This window comes from Desulfurobacterium sp., from assembly GCF_027028515.1.
Lineage (GTDB): Bacteria > Aquificota > Aquificia > Desulfurobacteriales > Desulfurobacteriaceae > Desulfurobacterium_A.
Window position 1 is genome coordinate 18,873 of the sequence record NZ_JALVIW010000104.1, and the last position, 12,296, is coordinate 31,168.

Consider the following 12,296-nt stretch of genomic DNA (forward strand, 5'->3'; position numbering starts at 1 on the left):
TTGTGACTCAGAAATTTATTATTCCCCATAAGGGACGTATTACACGGGAAGATAGAGAGAAAATGAAGAGTCATAAGTCTTTTATACTCTGGTTTACGGGACTTTCAGGTTCAGGAAAATCAACACTTTCTCACCGTGTTGAAGAGAAACTTTACGAAATGGGTGTTCACACGTACGTTCTTGATGGTGATAATGTGAGGATGGGTTTGAACAGGGATTTAGGATTTTCTAAAGAGGATAGAAGAGAGAATATCCGCAGGATAGGTGAAGTTGCAAAGCTTTTTGTTGATGCAGGTGTTGTTGTTCTTACCGCTTTCATTTCCCCTTACAGGAGAGACAGAGATTTTGTGAGAGGGCTGGTAGGAGAAGGTGATTTTATAGAGGTTTACGTTAAGTGTCCCCTTGAGGTGTGTGAAAGTAGAGATCCGAAAGGTCTTTATAAAAAGGCAAGGGCCGGGATAATCAAAAATTTCACGGGTATTGATGATCCTTACGAGGAGCCTCTCAATCCTGAAATAGTTGTTGAAACAGATAAGGAGTCTATTGATAAGTGTGCAGATAAAATAATTTCTTATCTGATAGAGAGAAGATTGATAAAGGGAGGAGATAGATGATAGTACCGCACGGAGGAGAGCTCATAAACAAACTGCCAACACCAGAAGAGAGAAAAGAGCTTCTAAAAAAAGTTGAATCTTTACCAAAGGTTGTTGCCGGAAACAGATATGTTGGTCACTGTGAGATGATAGCGATAGGAGGCTATTCGCCGCTTGAAGGGTTTATGACTAAGGAAGAGGCTGAATCTGTCATTAGAGATGTTCATCTTCCCAACGGTCTTTTGTGGTCAATTCCTGTTGTTCTCCCGGTTCCGGAGGAACTCTGGAAGAGCGTGAAACCGGGTGATGAGATAGCCATTTACGATGTTCATAATAGACCTATAGCCATTGTGGTTGTTGATGATAAATATACTCTTGACCTTGACTTCTACTGTCAGAATGTTTTTAAAACTACTGATGAGAACCATCCTGGTGTTGCTTTTATAAAGAGTGCAGGTGATAAATTTATCGGTGGTGAAATAGTAAGGCTTTTGAACAGACCTGTAAGAGAAGGTATTGATGAACGCTACTATCAGGATCCTGTTGTTGTGAGAAAGATTATTGAAGAGAAAGGCTGGAAAAATGTTGTTGCTTTTCAGACGAGGAATCCTATCCATAGAGCTCATGAGTACATAATAAAGTGTGCTCTTGAGACGATGGATGGTGCACTTATCCATCCACTTGTCGGTGAAACAAAGAAAGATGATATTCCTGCGCCTGTTAGGATGCAGTGTTATGAGGTTCTTATAGAGAATTACTTTAATAAGAATCGCATTCACCTTTCTGTTCTTCCGGCGCCCATGCACTATGCTGGTCCGAGGGAGGCGGTTCACCACATGCTTATGAGGAAGAATTACGGCTGTACTCACATGATAATAGGTAGAGATCATGCAGGTGTCGGGGATTATTATGGCACTTATGAAGCACAGGAGTTTGTTGAACAGTTTGTGGATGAACTCGGTATCAAACCTTTAAAGTTTGAACACGCTTTTTACTGTGTTAAATGTGAGAACATGGCAACGGCAAAAACATGTCCCCACTCCAAAGAGGATCACATCCATTTAAGTGGGACAAAGGTTAGAGCAATGCTCAGGGAAGGTAAGAAACCGCCCAAGCAGTTTTCAAGGCCTGAGGTTGCTGAGGTTCTCATAAAGTGGGCTACGAACGCCTGATATACTCTCTCTTTTTGGTTGTAAGCGGTTGAAGGCGGCTTTTAAGCCACCTTTTTTTATAATAAAGCAATGTTTTTTTGGGGAGGTTTCCGTGAAAACGGCCATTTTTCATAATCTCTGCCCCAACTGTCAGGGGGATATAGGAAGTGATAGATTAGAGATGGGGCTTCCCTGTGTGATGTGCCTTTCAGATGTTGATGAACCAAATTCACGGGAAAAAATATGTGAATTACTTAAAGAAAAGGGCAATCTTAAGTATTTCAAAATTGTCTGCGACGTTCTCCATTTTACTGAAAAGTTCGCCTCTTTCTTTAGAGAAAAAACCGGTTTTATTCCCTGGTCGCTTCAGGTTACTTGGGCTAAAAGGGTTGCCCTCGGTCGTTCCTTTTCTTTAATTGCACCTACCGGTATTGGAAAAACGACATGGGGAATAACAACAGCCGCTTTTTTGAAAGGTAAATCTTACATTGTCGTTCCAACGCGTATTCTTGTTCAGCAGGTCTATGAAAGAGTTAAAGAAATAACAGATAGAGAAGTTGTAGCCTATACAGGAAAGAAGAAAGAGAAAGAGAGAATCTTTTCCGGCGATTTTGAGATTCTTATTACTACGACGAGCTTTCTTTATAAAAACTGGGAACAGATCCCTTCGGGTTTTGAGTTTGTTTTTATTGATGATGTTGATTCTATTTTAAAGAGCGGAAGAAACATAGATAAAGTTTTGAGGGTTGTTGGGTTTAGCGAAGAGGCTTTATCTACTGCCATGGAAATTGTTGATGTTAAGCGAAAACTTGTTGCAGTTTCTTCTGACAGATTTAAGGAGCGCCTCCTAAGGAGATTGAATTACCTTGAAAGAAGGTTGAAACCTTTAAAAGAATCTGTGAAAACGGTTCTGGTTGTTTCTTCTGCTACAGCATCTCCCCGTTCAAGGAGGATAAAACTTTTCAGAGAGCTTCTTGATTTTGAGGTTGGAAAGACAGGAACTTCTCTGAGAAACGTTGAAGACGTGGCTGTTTTCACAGAAGCTTCTCCTTTAGATGAAGCTTTAGATCTTATTAAAACTTTTGGGAAGGGTGTCTTTGTTTTTGTTTCTGAAGCTTATGGGAAGGAGTTTGTTGATGATGTCGTTTCTTACTTTCGACGGCAGGGTATTTCAGCCCTTTCGTATGAAGATTTTTCGGTTGACAGGTTTGATGAGTTCAGGAAGGGTAATATAGAGGCAGTTGTTGGCATTGCAAGTTACAGAAATCCTCTTGCCAGGGGAATAGACATACCTGACGCTGTAAGGTATGCTGTTTTCATAGGTGTCCCGAGGATGAAGTTCCCCTTTGAGGTTTCTCTTTCTCCGTCCCGCCTATTTACCTTCATTTTGGTGTGCCGCGAATTTCTTGAACAGGATAAAGTGACTGTCTATCTTCCTTTTTTAAAAAAGTATCTCACTCTTACAGAGGAAAAACTTGACAACTATCCATCTGTTAAGAAGAAGGTTGAAGAGATTGCGGAATATTTGAGGCAGAAGCTTTCTGACAGAGATTTTATTGAAAAGATAAAGAAAAGTGATTCGGTGTTTTTGGAAGAGGAAAACGGAAGGCTGTTTCTTGTTGTTGGCGATTCTGCTGGTTATATTCAGGCTTCTGGCAGAACGTCAAGGATGTTTGCCGGTGGTCTTACAAAAGGTGTTTCCTTCCTTATAGTTGATAGTATGAAAGCGTTTAACTCTTTGCGAAAGAGATTGCTTCTTTTCCTTGAAGATGTCAATTTCAGAGTGCTTGAAACCGATAAAGGAAAAGAGATAGCTTCAAAGAAAGGTTTTGGGCTAATTACTGTTGGAGAACTTAAAAAAATCTTCGAACAGGTTGACAGGGATAGGGAACGTGTTAAAGCCATTCTTGAGGGAAAAATAAAGGTAGAAGTGGGAGAGCTTGTCAAACCGACTCTTGTCGTTGTTGAATCACCTCATAAGGCCAGAACAATTGCGTCATTTTTTGGCAATCCTATAAGAAGAATTAACGGTGTTGATGCTTACGAAGTTAATGCTGGCGACAGGCTTTTCATCATAACCGCGTCTAAAGGTCATATTTTTGACCTGACAATAAAGGACGGTGTATGGGGTGTTGTTTCAGAAGGTGGAATGTTTATTCCCGTTTACGGGACAATAAAGCGGTGTTCTCGCTGTGGTTATCAAGGAGTGGAGCCATTCTGCCCCCGCTGTGGGAAGCCTATGGACGTTGATAAGATGGAAATTGTTTCTGCTTTAAGGTCACTTGCCGTTGAGGTTGACGAAATCTTTGTTGCGTCTGATCCGGATACAGAAGGGGAAAAGATAGGGTGGGATGTTGCCCTTTCTTTAAAACCTTATCAAAAAAACATAAAACGTGCTGAATTCCATGAGATTACAAGGAAGGCCTTCAATAATGCTGTGGCAAAGCCAAGGGAGATTGATGAAAACCTTGTGAAAGCTCAAATAGTCAGGAGAATAGCCGACAGATGGGTTGGGTTTTCATTGAGCCAAAATCTTCAAAAATTCTTTGGTAAAAAGTGGCTTTCGGCTGGAAGGGTTCAGACGCCCGTTTTAGGCTGGGTTATAGAAAGGGAAAGAAAGAGCAGGGAGAAAAAGACTTTTTTAGAAGTTTTTTCCGACAGGGGTGTTTTTGAATTTTTAGCTGAAGGAATTGATTTAAAAAAAGTTTCCGGTCTCAAGCTTAAATATAAGGTGTTGAAAAGAGAGAATGTGGATAAGAATCCGCCCCCGCCTTTTAACACGGCAGATATGATAAAAACGGCTTCTTTTGAGCTTAATTTTTCTGCAGAGAAGGTTATGTCCCTTGCTCAGGAACTTTTTGAAGGCGGTTTCATAACGTACCACAGAACAGATTCGGTAAGGGTTTCTTCTGCAGGTATTGAAGTTGCCAGAGAGTTTATTTTGGAAAAGTTCGGTGAGGAATTTTTCAAACCAAGAAAGTGGGGTGAGGGTGGTGCCCATGAGTGTATCAGGCCCGTCAGACCGATGACCGCTGATACACTCAGAGCCTCTATGTCTGTTACAGGGGGTAATCTTTCTGAAGACCATGTGAAGCTTTATGACCTTATTTTTAAAAGGTTCATGGCTTCTCAAGTGGTTCCGTTTACCGTTGAGGTTTTTAGATTGACTTTAAGTCTTGAACCGCCTGGTTTGAGCGAAGAAAAAGAGTTTTATGGAAAGATTTTAAAAGATGGCTGGAATCTTATCCTTCCAATTTCGTTGCTTTACATGCCTTTTGAATCGGAGGAAGGAGAAGTTGAAGTTAAAAAGGTTAATGTTAAAAAAGTGCCGGTTATTTATCCTTTTACCCAGGGAGAGCTTGTTGAGGAGATGAAGAGGAAAGGTATCGGTCGGCCATCAACGTACGCAAAGATTGTTCAAACGCTTCTTGATAGAAACTATGTGGTTGAAAAAGGAAAGTTTCTATATCCAACCTCTCTTGGAAAAACGGTTTATAGGTATCTTTCAAAGAATTTTAGTTCTTACGTTAGTGAATCTTTTACCAGAGAACTTGAAAGGTTGATGGATATGGTTGAAGAGGGAAAAGTGGATTATCAGACAATTATAGATAGTTTAAAGGATGTTCTGAAATTTGCCGATGCTGGCGTTGAGGTTGCCGTTAACGAAGGAGAGGCTTGATGGAAAAAGAAGTTATTTTGGGTTTTAGCGGTGGCGTTGATAGTTTTTACTCGGCTTACCTTTTAAAGCAGCAGGGATTTAAAGTTTTTCCCGTCCTTTTCCGTCTTTCAGGGAAAGAAGATATTAAAAAGGCAGAAAAGAGCGCAGAACTTCTTGGATTGAAGTTAACGGTCATTGATTATAGAGAGCTTTTTAGGAAAGTTGTTGTTGACTACTTTATCAATTCTTACAGGAAAGGAATTACGCCAAACCCGTGCGTTGTTTGTAACCGAGAAATAAAGATGAAAAAACTCTATGAACTTTCATTAAAGACGGGGATTCCGTTGGTCGCTACCGGTCATTATGCAAGGTGTGTCTATTCGGCAGATTTTTCTCAGAAAGTTATCGTTAGAGGAGTGGAGAGGAATAAAGAGCAGTCTTACTTCCTTTCAATGGTGAGTAGGGATATTGTTGATAGATTGATTCTACCGCTTGAAAATTTGACGAAAAATGAAGTTATAAATGGTGCGGAGTCTCTTGGGTTTAATTTCAGCGGTGAAAGTCAGGATATCTGTTTTATAAAGGGGAGTCTCTATTCCTTTCTACGAAAGCATATAGGGAAAAGGAAAGGGATTTTTGTTCTTTCTGATGGCACCGAGATGGGAAAGTTTAACGCTTTTTACAGATACACCGTTGGTCAAAGAAGAGGGCTTGGCATCTCTTACAGGCATCCTCTATATGTTTTAAAAATTGATGTTGAAAACAATAAAATAATACTTGGTTCGAAGGACGAACTTTTGAAAGACAGTTTTTATGTAAAAGATCCTGTCTGGCAGGTTTCGCCAGAGAAGTTTAGAAGCAAACCTGTTGAGGTTCAGGTGAGACACAGAGGTAAAACGGCGGCAGTTAAAGAGTTTATACTATTGAAAAATGGCAGAATTTTTGTAAAATTACAGGCAAGTTTAGAGGCACCTACTCCGGGGCAGGTGTGTGCCTTTTACAGCGGTAACACACTCCTTGGAGGAGGAGAGATAACTACACTGTGAGAGGGGTTAGGCTATGGAAGGAAATATTGTAAGTCTCAACGCAACGGTCATCATTCAGATGATCAACTTTCTTGTTTTTATGGTGATTATGGACAAAGTCCTGTTTAAACCTATGATTACCCATCTTGCTAAAAGGGATGAAGAGCTTAATGTCCTTAAAATTGAAGCGGAAGAGTTGCGGAAGAACGCAGAGAAATTCCTGCAAGAATATCAAGCCGTAATAGCTGAAGCGAAAGGGAAGGCGAAAGAGATTCTTAACGCTGCTCTTAAAGAGGCCAAGGAAGAGAAAGAAAAGATAATTGCGAAAGCTCAGGAAGAAATGCAGGCTAGGGTTGAAAAAGCCAAAGCTGAAATTTGGGCCTCTTTCGAGAAGGAGAAAGAGAAACTTGCTGAAAGAGTTGATGAAATTGCCAATGAAATTGTTGAGAAGCTTCTCAAAAAAGCAGCTTAAGGGGGGTTAGATGGATTCTATGCTTATATGGAGGACAATTAACACTATCATTCTTGTAGCACTCCTTTATAAAGTTTTAAGGAAGCCAGTTGGAAATATGCTTACGGAAGGTGTTAATGGTATTATTGGTAAATTTGAAGCTGTTCAGAGAGAAAAAGAAGAAGCGCTTCAGCTTTTAAAGGAAGCGGAAAAGAAAGCAAAAGAGGCTAAAGCAGAAGCCGAGGAGATTATTAAACACGCTGAAGAGGTTGCAGAAAAGCAGAAAGCTCAGGTGATTGCTGAAGCGAAAGAAATGGCAGATAGTATTCTTTCTGCTGCTGACGAAGAGATTGAAAGAGAAGTTCTTAAAGCCAAAAAGGAGCTTCAGGCTTATGCCGCTGCTCAGGCTGTGGAACTTGCTAAAGAAAAGATTAAAGGTCAGGTTGACGAAGAGTTCAACAAGAAAGTTATCAAAACAAGCCTTTCCCAAATCGCTAAGGAGGGAGTGCTTTGAAAAAGGATGTGAGAACGGCTAAAAAGTACGCTAAAGAGCTTGTGAACAAGCTTTCAAAACAGGAGCTTGAGGAAGTACACGAAGAGCTTTACGAAGTCGCCTCTCTTTTTGATGAAAAAGCCATAAAGTATCTTGCAAGTCCTGCAGTTGACAGGAAAGAGAAGTTTGAGTTTGTTAAAAAGATTCTGGATAAAATTGATGTAACCATCGAACTTAAAGAAGTGCTTCTTGAAATGGCCGAGAAAGGACATTTCCATCTCATCAAATTAGTTGAAAAAGAGTTTAAGAAATACGTTGATTTCATTCTTGGAAGAGTGCAGGGTGAGCTTATAAGTACAACAAAACTTGATAGGGAAACAATCAGATTTGTTAAAAAGCAGGTGGAAAAACTTTCAGGGAAAAAAGTTAGCCTTGAAGTTGTTGTTGACCCTTCAATTATAGGTGGCTTTATAGTGAGAGTTGGTGACAGGGTTATTGATGCTTCCATAAAGACTCAGCTTGAAAACCTGAAAAAAGAACTTGCAGAATAATATAGAGAGGTGAAGGGATGCAGGTAAGAGCAGAAGAAGTTTTAGAGTTAATAAAGAAGCAGATTGAAGAGTTTGAGTACTCCATAGAGTTTGAGGAGACCGGTATAGTTATTAAAATTGGTGACGGTGTTGCGAGGGTTTATGGACTTGAGGGCGTAGAGTACGGAGAGGTTGTTGAATTTGAAGACGGCACAGAAGGAATTGCTTTTAACCTTGAAGAGGACAACGTAGGTATTGTTCTTTTAGGTGAAGGAAAGGGCATTGTCGAGGGTGGAAAAGTAAAGAGAACAGGTAGGATACTTGACGCTCCTGTTGGTGACGCTCTTATAGGAAGGGTAGTCGATGCTCTTGGCAATCCAATAGATGGAAAGGGCGATATAGACTATGCAGAAAGAAGAGCAGTTGAAAGGATTGCACCGGGTATCATTACAAGAAAGCCGGTTCATGAGCCTCTTCAGACAGGTATTAAAGCTATCGATGCCCTCATTCCTATCGGTAGAGGACAGAGGGAGCTTATCATTGGTGACAGACAGACAGGTAAAACAACTGTTGCGATAGATACGATTCTTAACCAGAAGAGAGAGAACGTTATCTGTGTTTACTGTGCTGTTGGGCAGAAAAGATCAACGGTTGCTCAGACAATAGAGCTTCTCAGAAGATTTGGTGCTCTTGATTACACAATTGTTGTGTCTGCTACAGCATCAGAGCCGGCTGCACTTCAGTATCTTGCACCATTTACAGCAGTAACAATTGCTGAATACTTTAGAGATACAGGAAGAGCTGCTCTTATCATATATGATGATCTTTCAAAGCAGGCAGTTGCATATAGAGAGATGTCACTTCTCTTGAGACGTCCTCCGGGTCGTGAAGCTTATCCTGGTGATGTTTTCTACCTTCACTCAAGGCTTCTTGAAAGAGCCGCCAAGCTTAATGATAAGTTTGGTGCAGGTTCTCTTACAGCTCTTCCGGTTATTGAAACAAAAGCCGGTGACATTTCAGCGTACATTCCGACAAACGTTATCTCTATTACTGATGGTCAGATTTTCCTCGAAACAGATCTTTTCTATAAAGGACAAAGACCGGCTATTAATGTTGGTCTGTCCGTTTCAAGAGTTGGTGGTGCTGCCCAAATTAAAGCTATGAAGCAGGTTGCTGGTAAGCTTCGTCTTGAACTTGCAAGATACAGAGAGCTTGAAGCTTTTTCTCAGTTCGCTTCAGACCTTGACCCTGCCACGAGAGCACAGCTTGAGCGTGGTAGAAGAATGATGGAGCTTCTCAAGCAGCCCCCTTACAGTCCTATTCCTGTTGAGAAGCAAATTGTTGCTTTCTTTGCAGCTGTCAATGGTTACATTGATGACATTCCAGTGGAAAGCGTTACGAAGTTTGAAAGAGAGCTTTACGCTTTCATGGATGCTGAGCATCCTGAGATTCTCAGTGAAATTCTTGAGAAGAAGAAGATTGATGAAGAGCTTGAGAAGAAACTCCACGATGCTGTGAAGAAGTTCAAGGAGATATTTGAAGCCTGAGAGAGGTTATAACAATGCCAAGTATGAGAGACATTAAAAATAAAATTAAGAGCTTAAAAGGAACAAAGCGAATAACATCTGCTATGAAGGCAGTATCCGCTGCCAAACTTCGTAAAGCACAGGGAGAGCTTTACAGGATTCGTCCCTATGCAGAAGTTATGAAAAAGATGATTCAAAACGTTTGTTTCAGAGGTAACGTTGTTGAGCTTCCAATTCTTGCAAAGAGGCCGGTTTTCAGAATAGAGCTTGTTCTTATAGGTTCTGATAAAGGTCTCTGTGGTGCTTTTAATTCAAACATTATAAGGGAAGTGAGGAAATTTGCTAAAGAGAAAAAGAAGGAGGGAATAACTCTCAGTCTAACTACGGTTGGTAATAAACTTTCCCAATTTTTTACGAGACATTCAAAACTCAAGGTACGTAAAGAGTACAGGGACATTTTTAGAAGGATAGGTGCACCTCTTGCAGAGGAGATAGCAGAAGAGCTTTACACTGGATATGTTACGGAATACTGTGATGAAATCTACCTTGTTTACAACAGGTTTCTAAATCCCCTCGTTCAAGAAGTGACATTTGAAAAATTACTTCCTCTTGAGCCTGAGGAAACAGAATTTAGGACAGAAGGTGAGTATTACATGGAGCAGGATGAGTCTGTAATTGATGATGCTGTTAAGGCTTACATTAAGGCAGCTGTTTTAAGGGCTCTTAAAGAGTCTGAAACTTCTGAACACGCTGCACGTATGACAACTATGGACAACGCTACAAAGAATACTGAGGATATGATTCATAAGCTTACGCTTTCATTTAATAAAGCAAGGCAGGCGGCAATTACTAAGGAGCTTATTGAAATTACAACAGCTATTGAGGCAATGAAATAGGGAGGATAGGAATGGCTGAGCACAGAGGGAAAATTGTTCAGATTGTAGGACCTGTTATAGATGTTGAGTTTGCTGATGGAAAATTACCTGAACTTTACCATGCACTCTACATTCCTGATGTAAAGCAGGTTACATGGGATGGTAAGGTAACAAGAGGAAAGCTTTTCATGGAAGTTCACCAGCACCTTGGTGATAATAAAGTTAGATGTGTTGCTTTTGGTGCTACTGAAGGTCTTAAGAGAGGAATGGAAGTTATTGATACAGGCGACTATCTAAAAGTTCCTGTTGGACATGCTACAAGGGGAAGAATCTTTAACGTTGTTGGTGAGCCTATTGATGCTGCAGGACCTGTTGAGGCTGAAGAATATTGGCCTATTCATAGAGAGACACCACCTCTCACTGAGCAGAAAGCTACAGCTGAGATTTTTGAAACTGGTATTAAAGTTATTGATCTGCTTGAGCCTTACGCAAAAGGTGGAAAGACAGGACTGTTCGGAGGTGCTGGTGTCGGTAAGACGGTTCTTCTTATGGAGCTTATCCACAACGTTGCTATGAAACACGGTGGTTTTTCAGTGTTTACCGGTGTTGGTGAAAGGACAAGGGAAGGTACAGATCTCTGGCTTGAAATGAAGGAGTCAGGCGTTCTTCCAAATACGGTTCTTGTTTATGGTCAGATGAACGAGCCTCCAGGAAACAGATGGCGTGTTGCTATGACCGGTATTACAATGGCTGAGTACTTCAGAGATGTTGAAGGAAGAGATGTTCTCTTTTTCGTTGACAACATGTTCAGATTTATTCAGGCAGGTTCAGAGGTTTCTGCTCTCCTGGGCAGGATTCCTTCTGAGGTTGGTTATCAGCCAACACTTGCTACAGAGGTTGGTAAGATTGAAGAAAGGATTACTTCAACTTCTAAAGGTTCTATTACGTCAGTTCAAGCCATTTACGTTCCTGCTGACGACTTTACAGACCCGGCTCCATTTACACTGTTTGCCCACCTTGATGCTACAACTGTTCTTTCAAGGGCCCTTGCGGAGCAGGGTATTTATCCTGCTGTTGATCCTCTTGAGTCAACATCAAGAATGCTTGCGCCAGAGTATGTTGGTGAAAGACATTACAGAGTTGCAAGAGAAGTCCAGAGATATCTTCAGAGATATAAAGAGCTTCTTGAAATTATTGCTATTCTTGGTATGGAAGAGCTTTCAGAAGAGGATAAACTTGTCGTTCACAGAGCAAGAAGGATTCAGCTCTTCCTAACCCAGCCGTTCCACGTTGCTGAGGTCTTTACAGGTATGCCAGGTAGATACGTAACAGTTGAAGAGACAATTGAAGGTTTTGAAAGAATTATCAGCGGTGAGCTTGATCATCTTCCAGAAAACGCTTTCTACATGGTTGGTAACATAGAAGAGGCTGTAGAAAAAGGCGAAAAGCTCATGAAAGAAGCAGAAGCTACTAAAGCTTAAACAAGGAGCTGATTGATGGCAGCTAAAAATACACTAACAACGGTAGAGGTTCGTGTAGCGTCTCTTACGGGCAAACACGTATCTGGTATTGCTAAAGAAGTGTATGTAGATATGGATAATTCAGCCATTGGTGTTCTTCCCGAACACCAGCCTGAGTTTTATAGATTTGCCGCAGCGATAGTTACCTTCATTACACCTGATGGTAAAGAAGAAAGATTTTATGCTTATGACGGATTTCTTGAAATTGAGCAGGATCAGGTTTTGATTGCTGTAAGAGACATCTTTCGTCCCGGAGAGATAGCACCCGAGGATGTAGAGAAAGAGATAAAAGAACTTGAGAAAGAGCTCAAGAATCTTCCAGAAGAAAAAGTAGAGAAAAAAGTCAAGCTTGAAAAAGAAATAGAAAAGAAGACTTACCTTTTAAGAAAGCTTTCTTCCTTTAACCGGTAAGCTTCATATTAGTGATTTTTAAGCTCTGAGGCCCCACACAATCGTGTGGGGCCTTTTAATTTT

11 protein-coding genes are annotated in these 12,296 nt (G+C 40.7%); all 11 read left to right on the top strand.

The window, feature by feature from the left end:
- Positions 1-2: 2 nt before the first annotated feature.
- The 11 genes from cysC to MV676_RS08655 all read left to right on the top strand — a co-directional run bounded on the left by cysC (position 3) and on the right by MV676_RS08655 (position 12,233).
- Positions 3-614 (top strand): adenylyl-sulfate kinase, encoded by a 612-nt coding sequence (gene cysC / locus MV676_RS08605; RefSeq protein ID WP_297446809.1) that lies wholly within the window; start codon positions 3-5, stop codon positions 612-614.
- Complete coding sequence (gene sat / locus MV676_RS08610; protein WP_297446813.1) at positions 611-1,765, top strand: sulfate adenylyltransferase; 1,155 nt, start codon at positions 611-613, stop codon at positions 1,763-1,765. The genes cysC and sat overlap by 4 nt, the downstream gene beginning before the upstream one ends.
- A 91-nt stretch (positions 1,766-1,856) precedes the next feature.
- A complete protein-coding gene (rgy, locus tag MV676_RS08615; protein WP_297446815.1) occupies positions 1,857-5,423 on the top strand; it encodes a reverse gyrase in 3,567 nt (1,188 codons plus the stop codon).
- Positions 5,423-6,448, top strand: coding sequence for a tRNA 2-thiouridine(34) synthase MnmA (mnmA, locus tag MV676_RS08620; protein WP_297446819.1), 1,026 nt, complete (start codon positions 5,423-5,425; stop codon positions 6,446-6,448). The genes rgy and mnmA overlap by 1 nt, the downstream gene beginning before the upstream one ends.
- A 13-nt stretch (positions 6,449-6,461) precedes the next feature.
- Entirely contained in the window at positions 6,462-6,899 is a 438-nt protein-coding gene (locus MV676_RS08625) for an ATP synthase F0 subunit B (protein WP_297446822.1), read from the top strand.
- Positions 6,900-6,909: 10 nt separating this feature from the next.
- Entirely contained in the window at positions 6,910-7,392 is a 483-nt protein-coding gene (atpF, locus tag MV676_RS08630) for a F0F1 ATP synthase subunit B (protein ID WP_297446825.1), read from the top strand.
- On the top strand, positions 7,389-7,922 hold the full coding sequence (gene atpH, locus MV676_RS08635) for an ATP synthase F1 subunit delta (RefSeq protein ID WP_297446828.1): 534 nt from the start codon (positions 7,389-7,391) through the stop codon (positions 7,920-7,922). The genes atpF and atpH overlap by 4 nt, the downstream gene beginning before the upstream one ends.
- 17 nt (positions 7,923-7,939) lie before the next feature.
- Positions 7,940-9,448, top strand: a complete 1,509-nt coding sequence (gene atpA, locus MV676_RS08640; RefSeq protein ID WP_297446831.1) for a F0F1 ATP synthase subunit alpha — start codon at positions 7,940-7,942, stop codon at positions 9,446-9,448.
- A gap of 14 nt (positions 9,449-9,462) precedes the next feature.
- Positions 9,463-10,323, top strand: coding sequence for an ATP synthase F1 subunit gamma (gene atpG / locus MV676_RS08645; RefSeq protein WP_297446833.1), 861 nt, complete (start codon positions 9,463-9,465; stop codon positions 10,321-10,323).
- A gap of 11 nt (positions 10,324-10,334) precedes the next feature.
- Positions 10,335-11,783 (top strand): F0F1 ATP synthase subunit beta, encoded by a 1,449-nt coding sequence (gene atpD / locus MV676_RS08650; RefSeq protein ID WP_297446836.1) that lies wholly within the window; start codon positions 10,335-10,337, stop codon positions 11,781-11,783.
- A gap of 15 nt (positions 11,784-11,798) precedes the next feature.
- The gene (locus MV676_RS08655; protein WP_297446839.1) at positions 11,799-12,233 is read left to right on the top strand and encodes an ATP synthase F1 subunit epsilon; all 435 of its coding nucleotides are present in this window, start codon (positions 11,799-11,801) and stop codon (positions 12,231-12,233) included.
- Positions 12,234-12,296 lie beyond the last annotated feature (63 nt).